25 protein-coding genes are annotated in these 26443 nt (G+C 47.9%); 22 read left to right on the top strand and 3 right to left on the bottom strand.

All coding sequences use genetic code 11. The features are described from left to right. Positions 1-5 precede the first annotated feature (5 nt). Positions 6-722 carry a hypothetical protein gene (locus GVY42_RS08850; RefSeq protein WP_078147689.1) on the top strand — a complete coding sequence of 239 codons (717 nt, stop codon included), beginning with the start codon at positions 6-8 and terminating at the stop codon, positions 720-722. A gap of 92 nt (positions 723-814) precedes the next feature. Further along, positions 815-2941: a (Fe-S)-binding protein gene (locus GVY42_RS08845; protein WP_159562996.1), complete on the top strand. Its 2127-nt coding sequence runs from the start codon at positions 815-817 to the stop codon at positions 2939-2941. Positions 2942-2979: 38 nt separating this feature from the next. Here the strand turns inward: GVY42_RS08845 and GVY42_RS08840 are convergent, their stop codons facing one another. Beyond that, a complete protein-coding gene (locus tag GVY42_RS08840) occupies positions 2980-4278 on the bottom strand; it encodes a globin-coupled sensor protein (protein WP_159562995.1) in 1299 nt (432 codons plus the stop codon). A gap of 170 nt (positions 4279-4448) precedes the next feature. On the opposite strand from GVY42_RS08840, the gene GVY42_RS08835 reads away from it, so the two are divergent. The 6 genes from GVY42_RS08835 (at position 4449) to GVY42_RS08810 (ending at position 11182) form a co-directional block, all read left to right on the top strand. Next, the gene (locus GVY42_RS08835; RefSeq protein WP_159562994.1) at positions 4449-5774 is read left to right on the top strand and encodes a hypothetical protein; all 1326 of its coding nucleotides are present in this window, start codon (positions 4449-4451) and stop codon (positions 5772-5774) included. An 80-nt stretch (positions 5775-5854) separates the two neighbouring features. Next, positions 5855-6334 carry a DNA-directed RNA polymerase subunit delta gene (gene rpoE / locus GVY42_RS08830; protein ID WP_074035668.1) on the top strand — a complete coding sequence of 160 codons (480 nt, stop codon included), beginning with the start codon at positions 5855-5857 and terminating at the stop codon, positions 6332-6334. Between the two features lie 249 nt (positions 6335-6583). Further along, on the top strand, positions 6584-8179 hold the full coding sequence (locus GVY42_RS08825) for a CTP synthase (protein WP_159562993.1): 1596 nt from the start codon (positions 6584-6586) through the stop codon (positions 8177-8179). Positions 8180-8316: 137 nt separating this feature from the next. Beyond that, on the top strand, positions 8317-9159 hold the full coding sequence (locus GVY42_RS08820) for a TVP38/TMEM64 family protein (protein WP_074035815.1): 843 nt from the start codon (positions 8317-8319) through the stop codon (positions 9157-9159). 31 nt (positions 9160-9190) lie between these two features. Further along, positions 9191-9739 (top strand): GNAT family N-acetyltransferase, encoded by a 549-nt coding sequence (locus tag GVY42_RS08815; RefSeq protein WP_074035674.1) that lies wholly within the window; start codon positions 9191-9193, stop codon positions 9737-9739. A 114-nt stretch (positions 9740-9853) separates the two neighbouring features. Beyond that, positions 9854-11182 (top strand): polysaccharide deacetylase family protein, encoded by a 1329-nt coding sequence (locus GVY42_RS08810; protein ID WP_074035676.1) that lies wholly within the window; start codon positions 9854-9856, stop codon positions 11180-11182. A 38-nt stretch (positions 11183-11220) separates the two neighbouring features. Here GVY42_RS08810 and GVY42_RS08805 read toward each other — a convergent pair whose 3' ends face one another. Beyond that, entirely contained in the window at positions 11221-12336 is a 1116-nt protein-coding gene (locus tag GVY42_RS08805; protein WP_159562992.1) for an NADH-dependent flavin oxidoreductase, read from the bottom strand. Between the two features lie 261 nt (positions 12337-12597). On the opposite strand from GVY42_RS08805, the gene GVY42_RS08800 reads away from it, so the two are divergent. The 10 genes from GVY42_RS08800 (at position 12598) to GVY42_RS08755 (ending at position 21554) form a co-directional block, all read left to right on the top strand. Beyond that, positions 12598-14256 (top strand): glycerol-3-phosphate dehydrogenase/oxidase, encoded by a 1659-nt coding sequence (locus GVY42_RS08800; protein WP_159562991.1) that lies wholly within the window; start codon positions 12598-12600, stop codon positions 14254-14256. 124 nt (positions 14257-14380) lie between these two features. Further along, on the top strand, positions 14381-14740 hold the full coding sequence (locus GVY42_RS08795; protein WP_159562990.1) for a YxeA family protein: 360 nt from the start codon (positions 14381-14383) through the stop codon (positions 14738-14740). 91 nt (positions 14741-14831) lie between these two features. Next, positions 14832-15191 (top strand): response regulator, encoded by a 360-nt coding sequence (locus GVY42_RS08790; RefSeq protein WP_074035685.1) that lies wholly within the window; start codon positions 14832-14834, stop codon positions 15189-15191. Between the two features lie 161 nt (positions 15192-15352). After that, entirely contained in the window at positions 15353-16207 is an 855-nt protein-coding gene (gene fba, locus GVY42_RS08785; protein WP_159562989.1) for a class II fructose-1,6-bisphosphate aldolase, read from the top strand. A gap of 154 nt (positions 16208-16361) precedes the next feature. Continuing rightward, a complete protein-coding gene (gene fsa / locus GVY42_RS08780) occupies positions 16362-17012 on the top strand; it encodes a fructose-6-phosphate aldolase (RefSeq protein WP_031422210.1) in 651 nt (216 codons plus the stop codon). Between the two features lie 27 nt (positions 17013-17039). Next, positions 17040-18296, top strand: coding sequence for a UDP-N-acetylglucosamine 1-carboxyvinyltransferase (gene murA, locus GVY42_RS08775; RefSeq protein WP_159562988.1), 1257 nt, complete (start codon positions 17040-17042; stop codon positions 18294-18296). 14 nt (positions 18297-18310) lie between these two features. After that, the gene (gene glpX, locus GVY42_RS08770; RefSeq protein WP_031422214.1) at positions 18311-19282 is read left to right on the top strand and encodes a class II fructose-bisphosphatase; all 972 of its coding nucleotides are present in this window, start codon (positions 18311-18313) and stop codon (positions 19280-19282) included. An 87-nt stretch (positions 19283-19369) separates the two neighbouring features. Next, positions 19370-20296, top strand: coding sequence for an ATP-binding cassette domain-containing protein (locus GVY42_RS08765; protein ID WP_159562987.1), 927 nt, complete (start codon positions 19370-19372; stop codon positions 20294-20296). Beyond that, positions 20286-21056 carry an ABC transporter permease gene (locus GVY42_RS08760; RefSeq protein ID WP_159562986.1) on the top strand — a complete coding sequence of 257 codons (771 nt, stop codon included), beginning with the start codon at positions 20286-20288 and terminating at the stop codon, positions 21054-21056. The genes GVY42_RS08765 and GVY42_RS08760 overlap by 11 nt, the downstream gene beginning before the upstream one ends. A 12-nt stretch (positions 21057-21068) precedes the next feature. Then, positions 21069-21554 (top strand): DUF421 domain-containing protein, encoded by a 486-nt coding sequence (locus GVY42_RS08755; RefSeq protein WP_159562985.1) that lies wholly within the window; start codon positions 21069-21071, stop codon positions 21552-21554. A gap of 39 nt (positions 21555-21593) precedes the next feature. On the opposite strand, the gene GVY42_RS08750 is transcribed toward GVY42_RS08755, so the two are convergent. Then, positions 21594-22289 (bottom strand): C40 family peptidase, encoded by a 696-nt coding sequence (locus tag GVY42_RS08750; protein WP_159562984.1) that lies wholly within the window; start codon positions 22287-22289, stop codon positions 21594-21596. A 382-nt stretch (positions 22290-22671) separates the two neighbouring features. On the opposite strand from GVY42_RS08750, the gene rho reads away from it, so the two are divergent. From rho to GVY42_RS08730, 4 genes are all read left to right on the top strand, one after another. Then, the gene (gene rho, locus GVY42_RS08745; RefSeq protein ID WP_012727388.1) at positions 22672-24009 is read left to right on the top strand and encodes a transcription termination factor Rho; all 1338 of its coding nucleotides are present in this window, start codon (positions 22672-22674) and stop codon (positions 24007-24009) included. Between the two features lie 82 nt (positions 24010-24091). After that, entirely contained in the window at positions 24092-24334 is a 243-nt protein-coding gene (locus tag GVY42_RS08740) for a type B 50S ribosomal protein L31 (protein WP_012727387.1), read from the top strand. Between the two features lie 99 nt (positions 24335-24433). After that, the gene (locus tag GVY42_RS08735) at positions 24434-25657 is read left to right on the top strand and encodes a sodium:proton antiporter (protein ID WP_159562983.1); all 1224 of its coding nucleotides are present in this window, start codon (positions 24434-24436) and stop codon (positions 25655-25657) included. Between the two features lie 106 nt (positions 25658-25763). Then, positions 25764-26375, top strand: a complete 612-nt coding sequence (locus GVY42_RS08730) for a thymidine kinase (protein WP_159562982.1) — start codon at positions 25764-25766, stop codon at positions 26373-26375. Positions 26376-26443: the final 68 nt, after the last annotated feature.

Genomic DNA, 26443 nt, shown 5'->3' with positions numbered 1-26443 from the left:
ACGAGATGGCGAACTGGATCATTATCTATTTGGCGCTGATTAACTTCTTCGGCATCTATTTGTTCCGGGAAGAGACCGTTCCTTCGAAAAAATGGTTCTCTTTCTCGAGCGGCATCGCCATCACGTACTTCTTCATGTATCTTTTACCGTCCCTGAACAAACGCCAGGACACGCTTCGTGTCGATTGGTTGAATTTGGCGTTACCTTCAGAAATCTACATCGTCAGTCTCATCGGTTTCACGTTGTTTTACGGCACCATGCGGTTCGTTCGTACCCCTCACTTTCAAGATGAGGCGGTCGACCGGGCCGTTTCGTATTGGTTACAGGTGACACTCCTCACGGCCTATATGACCTTCTCGGCGTACGTGGTGACAGCCGACTCGGTGACGTTCGTTGCGAGAAGTTTCTATGCGACAGCGCTCGGTGTCCACTTTTTAGCGCTCGGGCATGACTTAAATCGTCATTATGGTGAACGTTACATGCGACAAGGACGCTATTTGTTGAGTGGTGGGATTTTACTTGGTGGGTTCTTTTCACGCTGGATTGACTTGGCGGCGCACGTCGAAGCGCTCTGTTTTGCCTTCGTGGCCGGGGCGATGATTCTCAATATCGTGAAGTTTGAACTGCCATCCGACCGAAATTTGCACTTCCGCACGTTCGTATTGGCCGTGTGCAGCTATGGGGGATTATTGCTCATATTGAAACATCTTCTAAACTTCTGATGAGAACTTCACAAAAATGAATGACTGTTCATTCATCATTTGATATACTGAATTCAAGATTGAATCCGTTTTCAAAAGGGGGAGTTTTGGGGATGTCTACATTTTTAATCGTCAACTGGATTCTATTCTTGCTCGTCCTCGGCTATGGTGTATATTTATTTGCTACGCTAGTTCATCAGCGTTATACGTTCATCAAGCTCGGGAAGAAGGCAGAATGGAGCCAAACGAACAAAGAACGACTCGAACAGGTCATGATCAACGTGTTCGGTCAAAAGAAATTGTTGAAAGATAAGAAGAGTGGCGCAATTCACGTCATGATGTTTTATGGCTTCATCCTCGTCCAATTCGGGGCGATTGATTTTATTTGGAAAGGACTAGCGGTGGGAACACGTTTCCCGCATATCCCGCTCGGTCCGCTTTATCCAATCTTTACGTTCATGCAAGAAATCGTCATGCTCATGATTCTCGTTGCGGTCGTTTGGGGATTCTACCGTCGTTACGTCGAGAAGCTCGTGCGCTTGAAACGAAACTTTTTAGCAGGTCTTGCCCTCATCTTCATCGGCGGGTTGATGGTTTCCGTATTGTTCGGGAACGGGTTTTACCTCGTCTATAAAGAAGAGCTTCCAATGTGGGGCGAACCGGTCGCGACGCTCATCGGCTCAGCGTTTGCTTGGGTACCGGGCTCTGTCGCTTTCGCTTTATTCGTCGTCTTTTGGTGGATGCACCTTTTATTCTTGCTCAGCTTCATGGTCTACATCCCACAAGGAAAACACGCACACTTGATTGCCGGAACGCTCAACGTATGGCTCGGTCGCACGCACAAAGTCGGTCGCTTGGCACCTGTTGATTTTTCAGCGATGGAAGAAGCGGAAGAGTCGGATGAAGAGATTGTCTTCGGGGTCAACAAGATTGAAGACTTCAACCAGAAGCAGCTCGTCGACTTGTATGCCTGTGTCGAGTGCGGGCGTTGTACGAATGTTTGTCCGGCAACAGGAACTGGGAAGATGTTGTCGCCGATGGACTTAATCGTCAAACTTCGTGACCATATGAATATGAAAGGCGCGGCGGTCACGAGAAAATCACCGTGGGCACCTGCCCTCATGTTCCAAAACACGCAAGGTGCTGAAATCGCAGCAGCTGCGCAAGACGGCCATATGCTCGTCGCAGACGAGTTGATCGGCAACGTCATCACGGAAGAAGAAATTTGGGCTTGTACGACTTGCCGTAACTGTGAAGACCAGTGTCCGGTCATGAACGAACACGTCGATAAAATCATTGACCTTCGTCGTTACCTCGTCATGATGGAAGGGAAGATGGACCCTGAGGCACAGCGTACGGTCGCCAATATCGAGCGTCAAGGAAACCCGTGGGGAATGAACCGGAAAGAACGCGAGAACTGGCGTAAGGATACAGAGCTCGTCATCCCGACGGCGAAAGAGAAGAAAAAAGCAGGCGAGGAATTCGAGTATCTCTTCTGGGTCGGCGCGATGGGGTCTTACGATAGCCGTAGCCAAAAAGTCGCGCAGAGCTTTGCGAGCGTCTTGAACAAGGCGGGCGTCTCATTCGCCATTCTCGGAAATGAAGAGAAAAACTCAGGGGATACACCACGCCGAATCGGAAACGAGTTGCTGTTCCAAGAACTCGCCGAAGCGAACATTAAACTATTTGAGAAGTATGGGGTGACGAAAATCGTCACGGTCGACCCGCACGCGTACAATACGTTCAAAAATGAGTATCCGGACTTCGGTTTGACTGATGTGAAGGTGTATCATCATACGGAGTTGCTCGCGGAGTTACTTGACACAGGTCGGATTCAGCCAGACCTTCACGTGAACGAACGTGTCGTCTATCACGACTCTTGTTACCTTGGTCGTTATAACGGCATTTACGATGCACCACGATTCGTCTTAGAACGCATACCGGGTGTCGAACTCGTCGAAGCGACGCGTAACCGTGAAAACGGTATGTGTTGTGGAGCCGGTGGTGGTCTCATGTGGCAGGAAGAAAAAGTCGGGACACGTGTCAACGTGGCTCGGACAGAACAGTTGCTTGAGACGAAACCGACTGTTATCGGTTCGGCATGTCCGTACTGTTTGACGATGTTATCTGATGGAACAAAAGCGAAGGAAGTCGATGAGACCGTCGGCACGTTCGATGTCGTCGAATTGCTCGATCGCTCGCTGAAGGCCATCGAGATACCAGAACCAGTTGTCCAATAATACATGAAGGCACGGTCCGCGGACCGTGCCTTGTTTGTTTACTGCATCTCAGAGGTGGATAGAAGGGAAGAGGTCAAGTGAGATAACCCTTGCGTCGTCTCGTTGATCGATGAAATGGTCTCGACCATCTGTCCGAGGTCTTGTTTGTTTCGTTCGAAAGAAAGAACGTATTGGCCCATTTCTTCCTGAACGGTCGAAAAACCAGCTTTGACGGTGCTTAGTTGGCGCATCGCTTCATCGTTCGTCCGATGCATTTGCCCCATTTGCTCGAGGAGGGCCGCGATGTTCGTCTCATTTTCATGAATGAGCGCGTTGATTTGACTGCTCAGTTGTTTTGCGTTCTCCGCAAGTGTGCGTACCTCGGTGGCGACGACGGCGAACCCTTTTCCGTGTTCTCCTGCGCGAGCCGCTTCAATCGAAGCGTTTAAGGCGAGTAAGTTCGTTTGGTTAGCAATTTGTTCGATGCTCTTGGTCATGCTGACAATATCCTGTGAACCTTCTTTTAGGGCGGTAATTCGATCGAGCGAAGTATCGACGTAGGTGGCCGACTGTTTGAACTCTACTTCCATCTGTTCGATTTGATTTCCGTTCGTGTGCGTCAACTTCATCAAATGACGACTCATTTTTTCCGTTTGCTCCGTTTCCGCAAGGACTTGGTGAGCACGATTGCTCGTTTCAGACATGGCGTGTCCGGTTTGTTCCATCGTAGTCGCCACTTCTGTGCTGACGCGTGTCACGTCACTCAACAGGGACGCACGAGCTTGGTTCGCAGACTCGATTTCATCGAGGCGGGCGTTGACGTATTGTTCGGTGACGATTTGTGCGTCTAAATTCATCGCGTGTGACAACGCTAAGAGGGACTCACTTAAGAGGGCAGGATCGTGTTGATACGTTTCAACCACTTTTGGGATGAGCAACGTATTAAATGCCGAGTACGTCGCCAAGAACCAGACGACAGGCACGGCGAAGTGGTGGTGCGTCTGTCCCATTCGTTTCCGCATTGCCAAGAATTTATCATCGATGTTCCCTGTTAGTAGGCTGCGGAAATAATCGGCGAATACCTTTTTTAATCGTTCTCTTGTGGATGATGCGTTCGCAATCTGTACCATTTCCGGTTGCAGCATCAAGTGGTCGAGTACGTTTTCAAGTACATCGTCAAGTACTGACTCGACGAGTGGAGCCATATCTTGCAGTCGTTTTACTTGAGAGGTCGTGTATCCCATGTAGTGAGTGCGACCATTCAAGCTTGAGTCAGCTGGTTTAGCGATTGTCTGGATTTCAGGAAAACCGGAAGTGGCGACGAAGTGATTGGATGTTGTTTTACGAAAAAGTGCCATATATATTTCTCCTTCTCTTTCATATCTAAAATGTCATTCTCTTCTATATCGGCAAAAGAGTGAAGAAACTGAGAAGTAAATGTGTTATGAAAGAGGTTCGCAGACGAATGGATCTGGGAAAGGATGATTGAGGAACAGAATATTCAATCTCAATGTAAGGAGTGTGTCCCATGAAAAACATGGTTGTCCTATTGACGATTGTCAGTGCTCTTAGTAGTCAAATTCTTCCGCAGATCTTATTTTTATCTATTATGGCAGTCGAAGAAGGTGTCGGGCGTCTCATTCCATTCTTGATTTTTTATGTAGCCAGTATGTCCGGTCTATTATTGTGGGTTTATGTCATTGGACGCCGTGGTTCTAAAGATACTTTTTTAATCGCCTTGGTCGTACTCGTTGTCGGTCTCGTTTGTTTCGTTCTCCCGTTTGAGCGTGCGATTGAATGGAGCGCCTTTTTAGTCGGGGTTGGATCAATTGGAGTCGGGTCGATTATGACGACGATTTTATCGCAATTAAACGAACTGAAACCAGCTGCTGATCCAGATTCAAAAGAAGATAAAGGGAGCTCCTGGCCGTTGGTTCTGATGTTAGTCGGTTGGATTGCGATATTCTCTTATGCATTGACACAGTCATACAATCTGGCCATCGCTCTCTTTTTGGTCAGTTTGATTCTACCATGGCTTTTTGTTCGGAAATTACCGCTTCAAAAATCGGCGACTTGGCAGTTTGAAACTCGTTCTTTTCTCCGTGCCTTCATCGCGGTCACCGTTTTTACATTGATTAGTCGTCTGCTCAGTCTTTTAGAAGGGGCGCGTGGCTATATCGAAGTATTTGGCTTAATGATTATTTTGCTCGTTTATGTTGGATGGTTATTGTACCAAAAGCGCGTCCGAGACTTTATTGGAGCGAGTCGCACCCGTCAGGTTCAATTGCTGTCGTTTGTGATTGGATTTTTCGGTGGTTGGACGTTAATTGGTGCCGTCTTTGTCAGTCTTGCCTTGTACTCGTTTCAAGTTCTCATTTTTTATGTATTTGTCCCATTTTTAGTAGGCGTCATCGGCTGGATTTTATTTAGTCGTATATTTGATTTCGCACGTCACCCATACCTCGTGTTACTCGTGTCCTCCCTCATCTTTTTCCTAGGATTTATCGAGCCACTTGCGTTCATCCCTGTCTTATTTGTCAGTGGGTATACGCAGACGATGTACTCGAGTGTAAGCCATACGTATCTGTTTGATCAATATGGGGAAAATAAGGAGTTTGCTTCCTTGCTCTTGCAGCTGTGGAAGCGGTTTGGGATGGTCGTTGCGTACTCCTTCTTAATGATTGGATTGTTAGGGTACGGTTTGTACGTTGGGCAGACGGTCAACGAGGAATTATCGTTTCAAATTCCAAAAGCATGGATGTTCGGTGTTCTAGGACTTACGTGGATTTTCAATATTGGATTGATCAGCCTGTACTGGTTCCGAGTTCGTCCGAGTAGAATACATGAATCATAATTTTCCCTAGCTTTTTCATATCGCTTTTGTTTATAATGAGGAGTGATGTTTAACTAGTGACGGAAAAGGAGTGTCCTTTAATGAATAAATCGTTGATTGATTTCGTTTATGAACTTCTCCAAGAAACTGGCGAACAGCCTGTTTCTTTTGATGAGATTCGCGAAAAAATCAAGCAAAACTATACGTTTGCGAGTGAAGAGGAAGAGCTCGAAAAAATCGCACAACTTTACACCGATTTGAACATCGACGGGTTGTTCGTCAACTTAGGAGCAAACCGTTGGGCGCTTCGGGTTTGGTACCCATTCGATAAGTCGGATGAGGATCTCGTCATCGAAGCACGTCAACGTGGTGAACTTGACGAATTCGAAGAAGAGTTCGAAGAAGCAGACGAAGGCATCGTCGATATCGAGGATGACTTGGATGTATTCGCAAAAGTTGAAGACTATGATTCATCTGAATTTGATGATGAGGACGAAGAAGAAAAAGTAGAAGGCCTTGACGATTTCAAGGACGATGACTTGGACGACGACCTCGATATCGAAGACGAGGATGATTTATAAGAGACCGCAAAAAAGCCGGGCATCGCGCCCGGCTAGGCGTGTCTCTTTTTCTTTTTTAGTCGTGTTCATCGACTTGAAAAAAAAGAAAAAATAATATCTTGACGACTGCATCGTCTCTGGCGTAAATTAGTCATGGGCTAGTTTAGCACGTAACGATGCAGCAAAAGTGTCCTCCATTTTCGGGGGCACTTTTGCTTTTTTTGTTTTTTCGTTTCCCGATGGTTGGTATTCAAGAGAGGAGAAAGAAACATGACAAAGTACATTTTCGTAACAGGCGGGGTAGTATCTTCGCTCGGTAAAGGGATCACGGCAGCTTCGCTCGCGCGTCTACTCAAAAATCGAGGACTCAACGTCACGATTCAGAAGTTTGACCCATACATCAACATTGACCCAGGTACGATGAGCCCGTATCAACACGGAGAAGTATTCGTCACAGATGATGGCGCTGAGACTGACCTTGACCTCGGACACTATGAGCGCTTTATCGACATCAACTTGTCGCAAAACGCGAACGTCACATCAGGGCGCATTTATTCAACTGTCTTGAAGAAAGAGCGTCGTGGAGACTATAACGGTGGGACGGTTCAGGTCATTCCGCATATCACGAACGAAATCAAAGACCGTGTCTTCCGTGCAGGACGCGAGACGAACGCCGATGTCGTCATCACAGAGATTGGTGGAACAGTCGGGGATATCGAGTCCCTTCCGTTCATCGAAGCGATTCGCCAAGTGAAGAATGACATCGGGAAAGAGAACGTCATGTACGTCCACTGTACACTCGTCCCTTACCTTCGTGCCGCAGGTGAGATGAAGACAAAACCGACACAACACAGTGTCAAAGAGCTTCGCAGCTACGGAATTCAACCGGATATCATTGTCCTTCGTACGGAGCATGACATCCCAGAAGACATGCGTGAAAAAATCGCCCTCTTCTGTGATACGCGCAAAGAAGCGGTCATCGAGGCGCAAGACGCATCGACACTTTATGAAGTACCGCTCAACCTTCAAAAACAAGGAATGGACCAACTCGTCAACGACTACTTCGGTTTCAATTCACCGGCTGCTGACATGACGGCTTGGAAAGAACTCGTCCACACGGTCACACACCTTGAGAAGAAAGTGAAAATCGCACTCGTCGGGAAATATGTCGAATTGCGTGATGCGTATATCTCGGTCGCGGAAGCACTCAAACATGCGGGTTATGCGTTCAACGCGGATATCGACATCGACTGGGTCAACGCAGAAGACGTGACGGCTGAAAACGTCTCAGACATCCTCGGCGATGCGGACGGAATCCTCGTTCCAGGTGGATTCGGTGAGCGTGGAATCGAAGGGAAGATTGAAGCAACACGTTTTGCTCGTGAAAACAACGTCCCATTCTTCGGAATCTGTCTCGGGATGCAACTTGCGACGGTCGAGTTTGCCCGTAACGTCTTGAAGTTGGACGGCGCACATACTGCAGAAATCGATCCGTCGACACCGTATCCGATCATCGACCTTCTTCCAGAGCAAAAAGATATCGAAGACCTTGGCGGCACACTTCGTCTTGGACTTTATCCATGTAAACTCGAAAAAGGGACGAAAGCGCATGCGGCATACAATCAAGAACTCGTATACGAGCGTCATCGTCACCGTTATGAGTTCAACAACGAATACCGTGAAGCGTTTGAAGCAGAAGGCTTCAAGTTCTCAGGTACGAGCCCAGACGGTCGTCTCGTAGAAATCATTGAGATTCCAGAACACAAATGGTTCGTGGCATCACAGTTCCACCCAGAATTGATTTCGCGTCCAGAACGTCCACAACGTCTATTCCATGACTTCATCCAAGCATCACTTGGAGAATAAGTGATTGAAAGCCACGGTCCATTGCGGACCGTGGTTTTTCTACGTCAAAAGCATGAGAGGGAAAGCGCCTTCGGCAGGATACATCCCTATCACTTTGTGGGTACACTAGAAGTAGAACGGGGAGAGGGTGAGGGCACATGAAAGAACGACATTCGATTTATCTTGGATATGGATTAGGGCTTGTCGCGCTCAGTCTGTTGCCGTTCGTCGTCTTGCCTTCCCTTTTATTGCCGTATCAACTTGGCTGGACAGGTGTTGTTTTACTCGCCCTCTCGGTCGGGTTACTTCGGGCGATTCGGGACGGCTCGAGCGTCATCCTAAAGCAGATGTGGAAGATCACGTTCTCTCTCTTCTTGATTTTCGTTCTCGTCTATTATGTTTCATTCGGACTCATCCTTTATGACACATACGGATTGGATCGTTTACTAGAACAATATGAACGACAGGCGGTCTGGGTGTTTGCAGCATTTAGCTTTTTACAACCTATTGCGTTACCCGTTCCGGAAGCGGTCAGCGTGCCGATTGGGAGTGTCGCGCTCGGACCGTTTCGTGCCGCTTTGGTCGGAAGCGTTGCGACGACACTCGGAATCTTTGTCATGTATGGACTGGCCCGATTTGGTCGAGGGCGCATGATTCGTTGGGTCGATGAAGAAAAACTGAAGACGTACGATCGATATGTCGATCGATACGGTCTTGGTGTCTTGCTCGTCTTATTTATCATTCCGATTTTACCTGACGAGGTCATCTGTCTCGCTGCGGGGTTTAGTCGTGTACCGTTTCTGCGCTTTGCGGGTATCGCGTTCGGGGCAAAACTCGTCACGTCGTTCGGACTTGCTTATTCTGTCTCGATTGGACAATTGTTTATGACCGATTCGAGTCCAATCGCGATCGCTTCTGTCATGGCAAGTGTGATTGTCTTGATTCTTGCGTTCATTTGGCGCAAACGAAAAAAAGGAGATTCGAACGGGACACAAGAATAAGGTAAGGACGATTTATAGAGAGGAAGACAACATGCGACAAGATCAAGAGGTGGTCATTCGACCGATTGAAGAACAGGATCTATCACGACTATGGGAATTGATTTATCGAGATGCGGTACCGGAATGGAAACAGTGGGACGCGCCTTACTTCGAACACAAGTCAATGTCTTACGAAGAGTTTCAGCAAATTGAGCGATCGTTCATCAAAAAAGAAGACATGTGGGTCATTGAGGTCAGTGGAACGGTATATGGCACGGTTTCCTATTATTTCGAAGATGCCGGACGAGAGTGGCTCGAGATGGGCATCATCTTGCATCAATCCGACCGCTGGAATCGAGGTGTCGGGACGCGTGCCCTTCGTCTATGGACGAAACATTTGTTTGAAACGTTACCGGTCGTCCGCGTGGGATTGACGACATGGTCAGGGAACGAGCGAATGATGCGGGTCGCTGAAAAAGTAGGGATGCAGCTTGAAGGTCGAATTCGTCAAGTGCGTGTCGTGAACGCGAAACGCTACGATTCGATTCGGATGGGCATGTTACGCGAAGAATGGATGAAAACAGGTACGCCGTCTATTTAAAGACGACGTACCTGTTTTGTATGATTTTGTATATATTTGTCGCCATATTGACGATTTCATTCGTGAAGAGTTTGCTACAATCGAATCGATTGAATTAAATAGGAGAGAATAAGAATGAAACGACACATGTTAGTTATTGTGATGTTATTGATTGGGATGGGCACATGGTATTACATCGCGGGAGCCGCCCCGACGATTAAAAAAGTTCCGACACCATCCTTTACCGGACAATACCCCGGGTTACACTTAACGGTAGAGAGTGAACAAGCGAAAAGATATACGACATCAATCTCTGTTCCGAGAACGGATTATGAAATGCTAAACGAGGAGCTGGATGCATTCATTTTAGAAAAGAAAGAAGCATTTCAACACAACCTCACCCCTAGTCACGGTCAAACGGGTCACTTAAATATTCAGACCGATACATATCAAACGAATCAGACTGAATACACGCTAGTCGTTCATACTTATGCATTCACTGGTGGTGCGAATGGTCAAACCACTGTCGACGTATTTCGGATGAACCTTTCGGACGGAACGTTCGTTGAATGGGATGATGTCTTACGTGATGACCAACATGCATTAGAATGGTTCAAGCATAGCGTCATCACACAATTACAACATCAAGAATACGTATTTGAGGATCAGTTACGTGAAGCGATTAAACACCCTAAATCGACGAAGTGGATACTGACGTCCTCTGGTCTAGATGTCATATTTGACGAGTATGAAGTGGCGGCGGGAGCGGCAGGTGTGGTAGAAGTTCATATTCCGATGAAGGAAGTTGAGCCGTTTTTGTTATCCGAATTAGATACGCCCACTGCACAAGAAGATTCTCCAATCATGAGTCCCTCAAATAAGCCGCTTGAACCCAATGGGAAATATGTTGCACTGACGTTCGATGATGGACCCCATCCGATTGTGACACCTCACATTCTTGAGACACTTGAGAAATACCAAGCGCGTGCTACGTTCTTTATGTTAGGGAGTCAGATGGAATTCTATCCTGATGTAGCGAGACAAGTAGCGTTGTCAGGTCATGAGCTAGCAAATCATACTGAACATCACCCGGATTTGACACAATTGTCTGAGAAGGGAGTCAAAGAGGAACTCGAACAGGTTGATGAACGAATTGAGAGGCTTACGGGACAACGCCCATCATTGGTTCGTCCACCATACGGGGCTAAAAATGAAATGATTGAGCAGATCATTCAGACAAAGGAGCAGACCCTTGCACTATGGACGGTCGATTCTCTTGATTGGAGTCACCGTAATGCCGATCAAATGTATCGCTTGATTATGGACAATGTCCATCCAAGTGCTGTTGTCTTGATGCATGATATTCATGAGTCCACAGCTGAAGGGTTGCCGAAAGTTCTCGATGCGCTGAAACGTGAAGGGTACACGTTTGTGACGATGAGTGAGCTCTTGACGTTGAAATAGTAAATGAACCCGCCGTGATAAACGGCAGGTTCATTTTTTTATTTCACTTCTTGATCTTTAATTGGGAACCAACCGGCACGTGTCGTGATGGCGTTCCATAGCGGAGCTGGGACAGCGAGTTCGGCTTGTTTGTTCAAGTCGAGTTCTGTCTCGATCTCGTCTTCGCGGTCCGATTCCACTTTTTCCAGCCATTGTGGATCGATGATCAGTTCGCGACCGAGTGCGGCAAAATCGACGATGTCGAGTGCGTCTTCCACTTGGGCCGGACGTTGGAGTTGCCCGACTCCGATGAGTGGGATGGCACCATTGATTCGATTGGCGATGCGGTCTATCGAACGCTCCGTGACATTCTCGTCACGCATGGAAGCTGTATTGAAGTTCCAGAGAGAAGCGTGAATATAATCGACGTCCTCTTCTAAAATCATATCGAGTAACACATCCGTGTCGTCGAGTGTGATTCCTGGCTCTTCGATTTCTTCCGGTGAGAAACGATAGCCGACTAAGAAGTCTTCTGCATCTGCAGCTGCTTCTTTCACACGACGAATGACTTCGCGTGGGAACGTCAAACGTCCATGAACATCACCGCCGAAGCGATCTTCACGGCGATTTGAGTGCGGTGAGAAGAATTGTTGAATCAAGTAGGTGTTCGCTCCGTGAATCTCGACGCCATCAAACCCGGCTTCGATGGCCCGACGCGTCGCTTCACCGAACGCCTCGATAATGGCTTCGACCTCTGATGTCTCGAGGGCACGTGGTGTGACGGCGCCTTCTCGGACAGGCGCGACAGCACTTGCACTGACAGGTTGTTCGTTCGGGACGAGTTCAGGTGGTGACATCCGTCCGGCGTGGAAAATTTGAAGGATGGCTTTTGCACCTTCCGCTTTTAAACTTTCCGCCAATTGACGGAGACCCGGGATGAATTTGTCGTCATTGACCCCGAATGCGTTCGGGAAACCTTTCCCGTCTTCTGTCACGTACGCGCATGCTGTAATCGCAAGCCCGACGTTTTGCGCCCGTTTCCGATAGTAGGCGAGCTCATGCTCGGATACTTCGCCCGTTGGTTCTGATGAGTAATGTGTCATCGGAGCCAAGACGAGTCGGTTCGGTACTTCGACGCCATTTTTGAATTGAAAAGGTTGTAACATACGTTTCATCTGAAATCCTCCTTCAACATGATACCTTGAAGTCTAAGCTTCTCGACTCAAAAATGCGAGTCGGATGCTTGTGAATGAACACATTACAGATTGCGCAAGCGTAAGAGATGATTGAACTGAAAAGAATAGGGTATAATACAGGAGAAAAGTTGATATTCGGTTCGAGACAATAGAGAGACCACAACAGAAGGGGGAAGCCTTGTTTTTGTTGTGGTCTCTTTTTCTATTCATTGAACCGTACTTACTATAGGAGGGAATAAGATGGAAATCAGAAATTTCTCAGCGAAAGAACGAGCGAAACGATACGAACAACTGACAAGCGAACGTCATGACGTTCTTGTTGTCGGTGGAGGGATAACCGGAGCAGGGATTGCGCTCGATGCGTCGTCACGTGGGATGAAGACAGCGGTTCTCGAAATGCAAGACTTTGCGGCCGGGACGTCAAGCCGTTCGACGAAACTTGTTCACGGGGGACTCCGCTATTTGAAACAATTTGAAGTGGCGCTCGTCGCAGAAGTCGGGAAAGAGCGTGCCATCGTGTATGAGAACGGTCCACATGTCACGACACCGGAACAGATGCTATTACCGATGCACAAGGGAGGCACGTTTGGTCCTTTCTCAACTTCAATCGGACTCATGGTGTATGACTTCCTCGCAGGCGTCAAACGGGCAGAACGTCGCATGATGCTCAAACCGAATGAAGTCATCAAAAAAGCACCGCTCGTCAAAAAAGATGACTTAGTCGGTGGTGGATACTATGTCGAGTATCGGACGGATGATGCACGATTGACAATCGAAGTGGCGAAAGAGGCCGCGAATCACGGCGCGCTTCTTATGAACTATGCCAAAGTGACCGGGCTGATTTACGATAACGGCAAAGTGGCGGGGGTACACGTCGAAGACCAAATCGATGGGTCGACATATGACGTCTATGCGAAAAAAATCATCAATGCGACTGGTCCATGGGTCGATGAGTTACGGGAAGAAGACAACTCGAAAAAAGGCAAACAGCTTCGTTTGACGAAGGGAATTCACCTTGTCATCGATCAATCGAAATTCCCACTCAAACAGGCAATTTATTTCGACACACCAGACGGGCGCATGGTCTTTGCCATTCCACGCGGAAACAAAGCGTACGTCGGAACGACGGATACGTTCTTTGATAAAAACAAAGCGCATCCACGCATGACGACAGAGGACCGCGATTATATTTTGGATGCAATCCATTATATGTTCCCAGACGTTCATGTCACGGCAGATGATGTGGAATCAAGCTGGGCGGGTATTCGTCCGTTGATTTATGAGGAAGGAAAAGACCCTTCTGAAATTTCACGTAAGGACGAAATTTGGCAGTCAGACAGCGGCTTGATCACGATTGCCGGCGGTAAATTGACAGGGTATCGGAAGATGTCAGAAACGGTCGTCGACCTTGTCGCGAAATTATTAAAAGAAGAAGAGGGCGTCGTCTACTTGGCAAGCCGGACGAAGCATATGCCGATGTCAGGTGGTCACGTCGGCGGATCGAAAGGGTTCAAAGATTTCCTCGAGAAGAAAACGAAAGAACTTCAAAATCATGGTCTCGACGCGGGGCACGCGGAAGAACTCGTCCGTCTATACGGATCGAATATCGATCGTGTCATCGAGCGGATGGACTCGAACGCGTATGACTTGCCAGAGGTCGTCTATGCACAGTTGATTTATGGCATTGAAGAAGAATCGGTCGTACGCGCCATCGACTTCTTGATTCGCCGGACCGGTGCGATGTTCTTTGATATCGATTTCGTCCGTCAACACAAAGAAGGTGTCCTTCGTTGCATGGCCGACGTCTTCAAATGGTCGGATGAGCGTTTGAAAGAAGAGCGTGAAGAAGTGGAGAAGGAGATTGAAATCGCAGTTGTGCCTGTGACTGTCGAATCGTAATGCACTGCATTGCAGGAAAGGTTCATTCTAAATAGGATGAACCTTTTTTGTGTCATGGTTTCATCGATTCGGAATAACGGTATACCTCATAAGTAGTGATTCTTAGATTGAGGGAGAATTTTTTATGAAACGAAATCTCGTTGCCATCCTATTGATTGGCATTCTATTAGTAGTAGGTTGGCGTTATGTCGATCCCAATCGATTGTTAGCCGATGTCTATTATGTCAAAGTCCCAAGTGCAGAAGTGGCGACGCAAACCTCGGGGGGGTATCGCTATGATCTCATCGGGTACGACGAGGATGGAAAAAAACGTCCTCTGTCTATTGCCACCACTGGGTTGTTACCGGAAGGGAACTATCTGCGAGTATTTGTGAAAGAAGAAGATGCGGAAGTGACCGACTACGAGCAGGTGAATGTGCTAGACGTACCTGAACAGTTGAAGGAAGAACAGGAAGAAGAGAATTCCGAGCCATCGTTCCCTTGATTTCAAAAGATAGACGTCGCGAAAAAGAGATGAGTTTGGTAAGGTTAAATTGTTTGAATATGGTAAACGATGAATGAAAGAAGGGACATGCATGTCACGGATGTTAATAGCAGATGACCAGGACGGAATTCGTACGATGCTCGCGCAAGTGTTCACGAACATGGGTGTAGACGTGGACACGGCGCAAGACGGCATCAGCGCCTGGGAATTTTTAGAGCGGGAGCAATATGATTTGGTATTGCTCGATATGAATATGCCTCGTATGTTTGGACACGAAGTATTACGTCGCATGCGCGAGAAACAGTTAGACACACCCGTCATGATCATGACGGCATTTGGGGAAGAAACGGTGATTGAAGAAGTGCGTCGTCTCGGGATCACGGCACAATTTGAGAAGCCGTTTGATATTTATGGGATGATTGGAAAAGTGAAAGAAGTCTTGAAAATTTGACGTTTCGTCACCAAGATGACATATGTAAACGCTTGCGCTAAGCCATTTCTATGCCCGAATAGCATAGGCACATGTTTTACGGTGTGTTATAATGGGAACGAATTGCACGGGGGAACTTTTCCCAAACGTGTATAATAGCGAACAGACAGGAGGATGTCATTATGCCATTAGTATCAATGACAGAAATGCTTAACAAAGCATTCGAAGGCAAGTATGCAGTCGGCCAATTCAACATCAACAACCTCGAGTGGACGCAAGCGATTCTTCGCGCTGCGGAAGACGAGAAATCACCAGTAATCCTCGGTGTATCAGAAGGTGCAGCGAAGTACATGGGTGGCTTTACGACAGTTGTCAAAATGGTTGAAGGTCTTATGCACGACTACAACATCACTGTTCCAGTTGCAATCCACCTTGACCACGGTTCTTCATTCGATAAGTGTAAAGCAGCGATCGACGCTGGTTTCACGTCAGTCATGATTGACGGTTCACACCACCCAATCGATGAAAACATCGAAATGACGAAACAAGTTGTCGAGTACGCGCACGCTAAAGGTGCTTCTGTTGAGGCAGAAGTCGGTACAGTTGGCGGCGAAGAAGACGGCGTTGTTGGTGGCGTACAATACGCTGACCTCGATGAGTGTGTACGTGTTGTAAAAGAAGCGAAAGTGGATGCACTTGCTGCAGCACTCGGTTCTGTACACGGTGAATACCAAGGCGAGCCAAAACTTGGATTCAAAGAGATGGAAGAAATCGCGGAAGCGACTAAAACACCACTCGTTCTTCACGGCGGATCAGGAATTCCTGAGCACCAAATCAAAAAAGCAATCGAGCTCGGCCACAGCAAAATCAACGTCAACACTGAGTGCCAACAAGAATGGACTCGTGCAGTACGTGAGAAAGTTGCTGCTGATGCAAAAGTATATGACCCACGTAAAATTATCGGACCTGGTATCGAAGCGATTTATAACGTCGTTACTGGCAAGATGCGTGAGTTTGGTTCAAGCAACCAAGCATAATCCTGTTTGATTAAGTCGGTTCTCTATGAGGACCGACTTTTTGTATCGTTTCCTATATCACCGTTTGTCGAATCTGACAAAGGGAGTAGTAATTCGACCAGTCTTTCCTCATAATAGAGATTGTAAGCGATCACAAATTAAGGAGGAGACACATATGCGTTTTTTCATTGACACAGCAAATGTGGAAGACATTAAAAAAGCTCATCAAATGGGCGTCATTGGAGGCGTGACGACGAATCCATCGCTCGTCGCCAAAGAAGGTGTCGATTTCCATACAAGACTTCGTGAAATCTGTGAGATCGTCGGGGATCTCTCGGTCAGCGCCGAAGTTATTGCACTTGATGCGTCGGGTATGGTGGAAGAAGGAAAGGAACTTGCCGCCATCGCGCCGAATATTACGGTAAAGGTACCGATGACACCTGCGGGGATGGAAGCGGTAAAACAGTTCAAAGAGCTTGGGATCAAGACGAATGTCACGCTCATCTTTAACGCCAACCAAGCGTTACTTGCGGCGCGCGCTGGGGCATCATACGTTTCTCCATTCATCGGACGCTTGGATGACATCGGACAAGATGGGCTAGATTTAGTGGAGACCATTGCCAACATCTTTGCGATCCATGGTATCGAGACAGAAATTATCGCAGCATCTGTGCGTCATCCGGTTCACGTGACAAAAGCTGCACTCCTTGGGGCTGACATTGCCACAGTCCCTTACAAAGTTATCGAACAAATGATGAAACATCCGCTCACAGACAAAGGCATTGAGCAGTTTTTAGCGGATTGGAACAACGCTCAATCCAAATAAGTCCGTCGTAGAAAGGTTTTGATCAGCGTGGAAATTCTCCATATCGTTGGGCAGCAAAAACTAGAAGGAACCGTCGAGATTAGCGGAGCGAAACAGAGCGCTCTCCCTTGCCTTGTGGCTGCACTTCTCACGGAAGAGTCGGTAACGATTGAAAACGTTCCGATGATTGAAGATGTGGAAGTGATGGTCAATTTGTTGAAAGAATTAGGGGTACGAGTAGAGCGGAATGGCGAACGAATGACGATTCATTCGAATGAAGCAGTTGCCATGCCCCTCCTCGGTTCTGAGACACGTAAAGTCCGTGCCGCTGTCTATTTGCTCGGGGTCTTCGCGGCTCGCTTCGGAAAAGGGGCGGTTGGGTTACCTGGAGGATATGCGATTGGTCCACGGCCGATTGACTTACATTTGAAAGCGTTGGAACGTCTCGGCATTCATGTCGAGAATGAATCAGGTCTCTATCATGTCCGGGTCGATGAACTTGTCGGGAATCGAATTTACTTGGACTTGCGGTCGTTTGGGGCAACCGTGAGTGCGATGCTTGCGGCTGTTCTAGCGACAGGGACGACAGTCATCGAAAATGCGGCTTGCGACCCTGAAGTCGTCGATGTGGCAACGATGCTCACATCGATGGGGGCACATGTGAGTGGGGCCGGAACGGATGAGATTCGAATCAAAGGGGTAGAGCGGCTCCACGGTTGTACGCACACACTGATTCCGGATCGTCTCGAGGCCGGAACGTTCATGATGTTCGGTGCAGTGTCTGGTCACGTGACCGTTCAACCGGTCATTCCCACACATCTTGAAGGGGTCATCCAAAAACTGTTGGACTTCGGAGCGGACGTCGAGGTCGGTGAAGAGTCAATTACCGTGACGGCGAACCAATTCATGCCAACAGACATTCGTGTGTTCCATTACTCCGGGTACCCGAGCGACTTGCAACCGGTGATGACGGCAGCCTTATTAAAAGCTGACGGAACGAGTGTTGTCACCGATAAATTGTATGCGCAACGATTCCGCCACATCGCCGAGATGCGACGGATGAATGCGCAAATTACACTGGAGGATGCATCGGCTGTGATTCGTGGCGGCAATAAGCTGGCGAACGCAGAGATGGAATGCACCGATGCACGGAGTGCTGCGGCCCTGGTACTGTCAGCGCTCCAAGCTTCTGGTGAATCGACGCTACTACATGCGGAACGACTGAATGATTCGTATGTCGACTTTGTCGGCAAATTAAAACAACTCGGTGCGCTCGTTTGGGTGGAGGAACAAACCGAGGTATAAAGGGGAGATTTCGGGTGGAACGAAGTTTATCGATGGAACTGGTTCGGGTGACAGAAGCGGCGGCACTTGCTTCAGCCCGTTGGATGGGACGAGGATTGAAAGTCGAAGCGGATGATGCGGCAACGACGGCCATGCGCGACGTATTTGACACGATTCCGATGAAAGGGATTGTCGTCATCGGTGAAGGGGAGATGGATGAGGCCCCGATGCTATACATCGGAGAAAAAGTCGGAAATGGCTACGGTTCTCGTCTCGATGTCGCAGTCGATCCGTTAGAAGGGACAAACATCGTAGCGACCGGAACGTGGGGAGCACTTGCGGTTCTCGCGGTCGCGGATGCAGGCGATCTCCTTCATGCTCCAGACATGTACATGGATAAAATTGCCGTCGGACCGGAAGCGGCAGGTCTCGTCAGTCTCGACAACTCGATTGAAGAGAACATTGAAATCGTGGCGAAAGCGAAGAAGAAAAACGTGGAAGATGTCGTCGTCACGATTTTACATCGGGACCGTCACGAAGAAACCATTCAACGTGTCCGCGCGACCGGTGCGCGAATCAAATTGATTCCGGACGGGGACGTCGCCGCGGCCATCAACACCGCTTTCCCGAAAACGGGTGTCGATTTGTTGCTCGGTTCAGGCGGGGCGCCAGAAGGTGTCATCGCTGCAGTCGCAATGAAGTGTTTAGGTGGAGACTTCCAAGGGCGTTTGCTCCCGGAAGATGAAGCGCAGAAACAACGTTGCCATGACATGGGAATCGAAGATACGGATCGAATCCTCCTCCTCAATGATTTGGTGAAAGGTGAAGATTGTATCTTTGCGGCGACCGGCGTCACAGATGGTGAGCTGTTACGTGGAGTCCAATTCACGTCACAAGGCGGACAGACCCATTCGGTCGTCATGCGTGCCAAGTCCGGTACCGTTCGTTTCGTCGAAGGGAACCACTCACTTAAGAAAAAACCAAAAATGGTCATGAAACCAGAATAATCAGAAGTCGTGGATGTGAAAACGTCCACGACTTTTTTGTGGTGAAAGCGTCAGAAAACGGGAATGGATAGTCAGGAGGTGGGTGTGATGATTCAGGTTGAAGGACTCGTCAAAACATTCAAGGATGTTCCAGCTGTCGATGACGTGTCATTTTTCGTGAAAGAAGGAGAAATCTTTGCGTTTTTAGGTCCGAACGGTGCGGGTAAATCGACGACGGTGCAAATGTTGACGACACTCGTGAGACCGACATCTGGAGCGGCACGAGTCAATGGATTCGATGTCGTTAAACAAGAAAAAGATGTCCGATTATCGATTGGAGTTGCCTTACAAGAAACAGGAATCGATAAAGTGTTGACGGGACGAGAGCTCCTTGTCTTACAAGGGCGTTTGTTTAAGATGTCGAATGAAGAGGCGCAACGTCGAGCCGATGAGTTACTCGAAGTCGTTTCACTGACGGATGCGGCCGATCGCCGGAGTGGTACCTATTCCGGTGGGATGCGACGACGTCTCGACTTGGCTCTCACACTCGTCCATCGTCCGACGGTCTTGTTTTTAGACGAACCGACGACCGGACTCGATCCGGCGAGCCGAATCGAAATTTGGAATGAAGTACGCCGATTGAACGAGGAATTCGGGACGACGATTTTTTTAACGACCCAATACTTAGAGGAGGCAGATGAGTTGGCTGACCGGATTGCAATCATCAATCACGGGAAGATTGTGAGTGAAGGAACGGCCGAGGAATTGAAACAGCTCGTCGGTGGAGAGACGATTTCGATGGACTTCGCTACAGAATCTGAAGCGACCCTTGCCGCGACGCGATTTCATACATCTTCGAATGGCACACATGTATCGTTTGAGTTACGTGACATGACGTTGACTGAGATTGTTCGTTCCTTGGATGAACAAGGGTTGCAGCCTGAACGATTGACTGTCAAGCAACCATCGCTCGATGATGTATTCTTGAAAGTGACAGGCGAATCGTATGAAGGAGGCGAGATCCGTGTGGACTGAGACATGGCTATTCACGAAACGGAGTTTGCTGACGACTATTCGAAATCCGTTTTCATTCATCCCGAACTTGATCATTTCTGTATTCTTTTTACTTGTGTATACGAGTGGCTTGTCGAGCGTGGCCTCGTTGCCTCAGTTCGAAGGGAGCGACTATTTGAATTTCATCTTACCCGTATCCATTGTTTCAGGTGCAGTCGGGGGAGCGGGAGGCACGGGTCAGGCGCTTGTCCGAGATATTGAGAGTGGCTATTTCGCAAGGCTCTTGTTGACACCGGCGACCCGTACGGCGATTGTGCTCGGACCGATGATTGCGGGGATGTTGCAATTACTCGTCCAAACGCTACTTATTTTTGCTGTCGCGTTTCTCCTCGGTCTCACGATTCCTGTCGGTGCCGCTGGATTCTTTTTCACGGTATTACTCGCAATCGGATTTGGACTTGGTTTCGCAGGATATTCAGTGGGCGTCGCCTTGAAAACACGAAATGCACAAGCGGCACAGGCAGGGACATTGTTGTTCTTTCCTTTGATTTTCCTGTCGACGACGTTCGTTCCGAAAGAATTGATTGAAGCCGAATGGTTGAAAGTGGCGGCGACGTTCAATCCAACCACGTATATTTTCGAAGGGATGCGAGCGGTTCTGACGCAACCGGAGATTGACTGGGGTGCTTTATCGGCAGGGCTCGCAGTCGCGGGTACAATGAGTGTACTCATGATCGTCTTTGCGGCAACGAACGCGAGAGGGGCATTGAAGCAAAAATAAGGGAGGAGTTTGATGCAGGAACTATCAACGATGATTCGGATTATTTTAACAGGGATTGGAGCATATATTTCTATCATTCTCATGTTGCGTGTTTCTGGTAAGCGTACATTGGCAAAAATGAATGCATTTGATTTTATTGTGACCGTTGCACTTGGTTCTATTTTGGCAACGACCTTGACTAGTCAACAAACCTCTTTATTGGCTGGACTTACTGCGTTCGGTACACTAATTGTCTTACAATATATATTAGCGAAACTATCTAAGCGATTCTCCATTGTGAATCAAATGATTAAATCAGAACCAACTCTACTGTTTTATAAAGGAGATTATTTGAGAGAACATCTACAAAAAGAACGAATTTTAGAGATCGAGGTCATTCAAGCGATTCGATCAAGTGGCACTCCTCTAGGACAAGTCGAAGCAGTAATCATAGAAACGGATGGAACGTTTTCTGTTTTGAAAGACTCTCGTCATGTAATTGAACATGTGAACAAATAAAAACGACTCGGTTCCGATGAACCGAGTCGTGATATTGTATTAGAGATATGATCCAGCGCCTACATAGCGTGGTGCCCAGTATCCAGAAGTGAAGCTCGCGTATTTCACGCCGCCTGTTTCTGAGTTGATCATTTGTGTTTTGCTAAGTGCCATTCCGACGTGTTGAATCGTTCCGCCTGAATGTGAGAAGAAGACGAGATCGCCTGCTTGGATCGATGACTTCGAGATTTTCTTCGCGCTTGAGTATTGCTGACGTGAAGAACGTGGTAGTGTTTTTCCGATTGCTTTCTTGTACACGTGTCCAGTATATCCTGAGCAGTCAAACCCTGAAGTTGTTGTTCCACCATAGCGATACGGTGTTCCGAGATATTTCTTCGATTCAGCGACAAGTTTCGAACGTTTGCTAGAAGATGACGTTGAAACCGTTGTTGATGTCGACGTGTTCGCTTTCAAGTATGTGTACGTTGAAGAAGCTGAGATATAACGGTGTGTGCCTTTGTAGTTGATTTTATAGAACGAACCGGATTTACCAAGGTATGTATAGCGTTGACCTTTATCCATTTTCGCGACGACTTTCGATGATGTAAGTGACGGGGCAGTACGGATGTTCAAACCGTTTACTTTCGAGTAAGCAAATGTACCGGTAGCGGCTTCTGCTTGTTCACCTGTTGAGAACATAAGACCCGAGAAAGCGACAGTGGCAGCGACGACGATTGATGCGATACGCTTTAACATTGTATAAATCCCTCCGTTTTTAAAATCAAGACATTCGTATATGACAAATCGAGTAATTTTTAATGGTAGAGCACAAGTTGCGGGATATACCCGGTTTCCTGTGCAAATAAACTATATCATGCGCAAGACCGATAGCATTTTTCAATCGCAAGTCAAAAAAGCGTTTTCTTGTAACAAAAATGAAACAATATGTGGATATAGCACTTATTTTGTTACAAAACTATCTTTTACTGTGTAAGGATTTGTACAAGAGGGAAACGATTGAACAAAAGGTGATTTTTGCACGGTGACGGCACGGGCAAAATATGGTTAGATGATGGCAGAACAAATGAATCAAGTTGAATGCTTCTTGTAATGAAATGTAGAAAGATAGGTGACTTGAATGAGTCAACAGACAGAACCGACAAAGAACTATACACTTCGTGAGCTTGAAACGAAGACGTTGAAAGAATTATATGAGATTGCTAAAGAAGTCAAAGTACCGAACTTTCGAGAAGCGCGTAAGCGTGAGCTCATGTTCCGTATTTTGAAATCACAGGCTGAATCAAAAGATTTATACTTCCTCGAAGGTATTTTAGAGATCATCCCACCGAATCCTCAGTCTCAAAATGATGGCGGATTTGGATTCCTCCGACCAATCAACTATTCTCAATCTTCCGAAGACATCTATATCGCTGCATCGCAAATTCGTCGCTTTAATCTTCGAAACGGGGACCTTGTCACAGGAAAGGTCCGTAAACCGAAAGAGAATGAACGGTTCCAAGGTTTGTTGAGTGTTGAAGCGGTCAACGGAGAGTCGACGGACTCGACGCGTTCGCGTGATTATTTCCCGGCATTGACACCGATTTATCCAGAACAACAGATGGTGCTCGAGACAGAGCCGACCCATCTTTCGGTTCGTGTCATGGATATGATCGCACCAGTCGGGTTTGGCCAACGCGGGTTGATTGTGGCACCACCAAAAGCGGGGAAAACGTCGCTTTTAAAAGAAATTGCCAACTCGATCACGACGAATCATCCGAACGTCGAATTAATCATTCTTCTAATCGATGAACGACCAGAGGAAGTGACGGATATTCAACGCTCTGTACCGGATGCGGACGTGGCGTTCTCGACTTTTGATGAGACACCGGAAAACCATGCGCGTATTTCAGAACTCGTTCTCGAACGCGCGATGCGTCTCGTGGAACATAAGAAAGACGTGGTCATCCTACTCGATTCCATCACACGCTTGACGCGTGCGTACAACCTGTCTGTTCCACCAAGCGGACGGACACTCTCGGGGGGGATTGACCCGGCGGCGTTCCACAAACCGAAAAAGTTCTTCGGAGCGGCACGGAATATCGAGGATGGAGGTAGCTTGACTATCCTCGCGACAGCGCTCGTCGATACCGGATCGCGAATGGACGACGTCATCTATGAAGAGTTCAAAGGAACAGGGAACATGGAACTGCATCTGGACCGGAAATTGGCAGAGCGCCGGATCTTCCCTGCAATCGACATTCGTCGCTCGGGAACACGGAAAGAAGAGTTGTTACTCGGGAAGGACGAACTCGATTCGCTCTGGACGATTCGTCGTACGATGAACGAGTCTCCAGACTTCGTCGAACAGTTCTTACGCCGTGTCCGTGAGACGAAAACAAACCTCGACTTTTTTGCTGCGCTAGAGGCAGATAAGAAAAAAAGACGACCGGTGAAAAAAACGAAAACAGACTTGTAAAACCTATAGTAGGGTGATATTATATTCTAGTGAACTTTCTCTAGGTTGAAAGAATACTTAGGGCCGAAGGAGTTGAAAAGCAATGAAACAAGGAATCCACCCAGAATACCGTAAAGTCGTATTCATGGACTCGACGACAGAATTCAAATTCATCACTGGTTCAACTCGTTACTCTAACGAGACAATCACGATGGAAGATGGAAACGAGTACCCACTCATCCGTGTCGATGTATCTTCTGATTCGCACCCGTTCTACACAGGTCGCCAGAAATTCGCATCTGCAGATGGTCGTATCGAGCGCTTCAACAAGAAATACCAACGTTAATCGTAAAGTTGTATGCTCACCGCCTAGGGATTGCCCTTGGCGGTTTTTTGTTGCATCGACACGGGTAAAGAGACGAAAGTATGTCGTGAGGGGGCCGTTATGGAATTTATACTCATTAGTATTAGCTTGTTGATCGGGGTCGGCATCATGTCTCAATGGTTGGCATGGCGTTATCAAATCCCGGCAATCATCATTATGACGCTCGCTGGAGTATTGGCGGGTCCGATCCTCGGGCTGTTCGATCCGCGTGAATTATTAGGGGATTTATATAGTCCGATCATTTCGTTTGCGGTCGCCATCATCTTATTCGAAGGAAGTCTTGGGCTTCACTTTAGCGAAATCAATCAGTTCCGGAGGTCGATCGTCCGGATTGTCACGATTGGAGTCGCGCTCTCATTTGTCGGGATGTCGCTACTCATTCAATATGTAGGAGGGTTACATTGGGTCGTCGCCTGGACGATGGGGGCGCTCTTCGTCGTGACGGGTCCGACTGTCGTCATTCCGTTGTTGCGTCAGGCACACTTGAAAGATCGAGTCGGAGCGATTTTGAAATGGGAAGGCATCATTGTCGACCCTGTTGGAGCATTACTCGGGCTCTTCGTCGTTCGACTTGGATACATCGTATATGAAGGTATGGATTTATGGATGCAACTCCTCTTTGCAGGTGCCTGTATTGTAGGGATTGGACTCGGTTACTTGTTCGGCCATCTCTTGATGGGATGGTTTGTGGCAGAAAAAGTACCTCGCTATCTCCGTGCCTCGGTTACGTTGACGGCTGTCCTCATCTTATTCTCACTCAGTGAGCTTATGATGCATGAAGTCGGGCTGCTCGCCGTTACGGCGATGGGGATGACGATGGCCAATACGAAACATCGGGATGAAGAAATCATCGAAGAACTGCAATCATTCAAAGAGGATATTTCAATCTTGCTCATCTCATCTGTCTTCATCTTGTTGACGGCTTCCCTGTCTCGGGCAGAGCTGTTGAATATTTTCCAATGGCCGCTTCTCTTGACGATTGCGGGCATCCTGTTCTTGGTTCGCCCAGTTGCGATTTACTTGTCGACCGTCGGTGGAGGTTTGCCGCTAGCGGAACGAGGGTTCATTGGTTGGATTGCCCCACGCGGGATTGTCGCGATGACGGTCGCGGGATTCTTTGCTGAAGAAGTCGCGCATCTCGGGATTGACGATGCGAAGCAAATGTTGCCGCTCACACTCGGTCTCGTCTTCATTTCCGTTACACTGCACGGTCTCACGATTCGACCGCTTGCGCGAAAATTGAAATTAATCGATGAACAAAAAGAGGCGAACGCTGATGAATAAAGGACGGAGTTCTTTCAATCAGTATTTAGGAGAAGTCAACCCTTTTCCTCAACTCGAAAGATAGGTATAATCGGAAAGCGATTATCGATGGAGAGGGCGAAGAACAATGATGCATGTGACGAACCGATATGGTTGGATTGAAGTGATTTGTGGGAGTATGTTTTCGGGGAAGTCGGAGGAATTGATTCGCCGAGTCCGCCGTGCTCATTATGGAAAGATTCCGGTCCAAGTGTTCAAACCAGCAATCGACGACCGGTATCATGAAGAGAACGTCGTCTCACACACAGGGAACTCGGTCGTGGCCGTGCCAATCGCATCAAGCCAAGACTTGTATGATGCCGTTCGTGAAGAAACACAGGTCATCGCGATTGACGAGGTGCAATTCTTTGATGAAGGAATTGTAGACGTCATCGAACAACTTGCGAACGAAGACAAACGCGTCATCTGCGCTGGGCTCGATATGGACTTTCGAGGCGAACCGTTCACGATGATGCCTGAACTGTTGTCACGCGCGGAGTTCGTGACGAAACTACAGGCCATCTGTTTGTCATGCGGCGCGCCTGCTTCGCGGACACAACGTCTGATCGATGGGCAACCTGCTCGGTATGAGGACCCGGTCATCTTGGTCGGGGCTTTCGAGTCTTACGAACCACGATGCCGACATTGTCATGATGTACCGAATAAACCACATCCGGTCCGCCATACGGTGGTAGACTGATGAATTGACGGACCGCCCTCGGCGGTCCGTTTTTTTGCTATAATAGATAGAGTTTGATTTGACGGAGA

The sequence above is a fragment of the Exiguobacterium sp. 8A genome, from assembly GCF_902506275.1.
Lineage (GTDB): Bacteria > Bacillota > Bacilli > Exiguobacteriales > Exiguobacteriaceae > Exiguobacterium > Exiguobacterium profundum.
Note: the sequence above shows the minus strand (reverse complement) of the source record. Positions and strands in the feature narration are given on the sequence as shown.

Bases quoted from the DNA above. Each gene is read 5' to 3' on its own strand.
- GVY42_RS08850 (WP_078147689.1), top strand. From the start codon at position 6: ATGGCGAACTGGATCATTATCTATTTGGCGCTGATTAACTTCTTCGGC.
- GVY42_RS08845 (WP_159562996.1), top strand. From the start codon at position 815: ATGTCTACATTTTTAATCGTCAACTGGATTCTATTCTTGCTCGTCCTC.
- GVY42_RS08840 (WP_159562995.1), bottom strand. From the start codon at position 4,278: ATGGCACTTTTTCGTAAAACAACATCCAATCACTTCGTCGCCACTTCC.
- GVY42_RS08835 (WP_159562994.1), top strand. From the start codon at position 4,449: ATGAAAAACATGGTTGTCCTATTGACGATTGTCAGTGCTCTTAGTAGT.
- rpoE (WP_074035668.1), top strand. From the start codon at position 5,855: ATGAATAAATCGTTGATTGATTTCGTTTATGAACTTCTCCAAGAAACT.
- GVY42_RS08825 (WP_159562993.1), top strand. From the start codon at position 6,584: ATGACAAAGTACATTTTCGTAACAGGCGGGGTAGTATCTTCGCTCGGT.
- GVY42_RS08820 (WP_074035815.1), top strand. From the start codon at position 8,317: ATGAAAGAACGACATTCGATTTATCTTGGATATGGATTAGGGCTTGTC.
- GVY42_RS08815 (WP_074035674.1), top strand. From the start codon at position 9,191: ATGCGACAAGATCAAGAGGTGGTCATTCGACCGATTGAAGAACAGGAT.
- GVY42_RS08810 (WP_074035676.1), top strand. From the start codon at position 9,854: ATGAAACGACACATGTTAGTTATTGTGATGTTATTGATTGGGATGGGC.
- GVY42_RS08805 (WP_159562992.1), bottom strand. From the start codon at position 12,336: ATGAAACGTATGTTACAACCTTTTCAATTCAAAAATGGCGTCGAAGTA.
- GVY42_RS08800 (WP_159562991.1), top strand. From the start codon at position 12,598: ATGGAAATCAGAAATTTCTCAGCGAAAGAACGAGCGAAACGATACGAA.
- GVY42_RS08795 (WP_159562990.1), top strand. From the start codon at position 14,381: ATGAAACGAAATCTCGTTGCCATCCTATTGATTGGCATTCTATTAGTA.
- GVY42_RS08790 (WP_074035685.1), top strand. From the start codon at position 14,832: ATGTCACGGATGTTAATAGCAGATGACCAGGACGGAATTCGTACGATG.
- fba (WP_159562989.1), top strand. From the start codon at position 15,353: ATGCCATTAGTATCAATGACAGAAATGCTTAACAAAGCATTCGAAGGC.
- fsa (WP_031422210.1), top strand. From the start codon at position 16,362: ATGCGTTTTTTCATTGACACAGCAAATGTGGAAGACATTAAAAAAGCT.
- GVY42_RS08765 (WP_159562987.1), top strand. From the start codon at position 19,370: ATGATTCAGGTTGAAGGACTCGTCAAAACATTCAAGGATGTTCCAGCT.
- GVY42_RS08755 (WP_159562985.1), top strand. From the start codon at position 21,069: ATGCAGGAACTATCAACGATGATTCGGATTATTTTAACAGGGATTGGA.
- GVY42_RS08750 (WP_159562984.1), bottom strand. From the start codon at position 22,289: ATGTTAAAGCGTATCGCATCAATCGTCGTCGCTGCCACTGTCGCTTTC.
- rho (WP_012727388.1), top strand. From the start codon at position 22,672: ATGAGTCAACAGACAGAACCGACAAAGAACTATACACTTCGTGAGCTT.
- GVY42_RS08740 (WP_012727387.1), top strand. From the start codon at position 24,092: ATGAAACAAGGAATCCACCCAGAATACCGTAAAGTCGTATTCATGGAC.
- GVY42_RS08735 (WP_159562983.1), top strand. From the start codon at position 24,434: ATGGAATTTATACTCATTAGTATTAGCTTGTTGATCGGGGTCGGCATC.
- GVY42_RS08730 (WP_159562982.1), top strand. From the start codon at position 25,764: ATGATGCATGTGACGAACCGATATGGTTGGATTGAAGTGATTTGTGGG.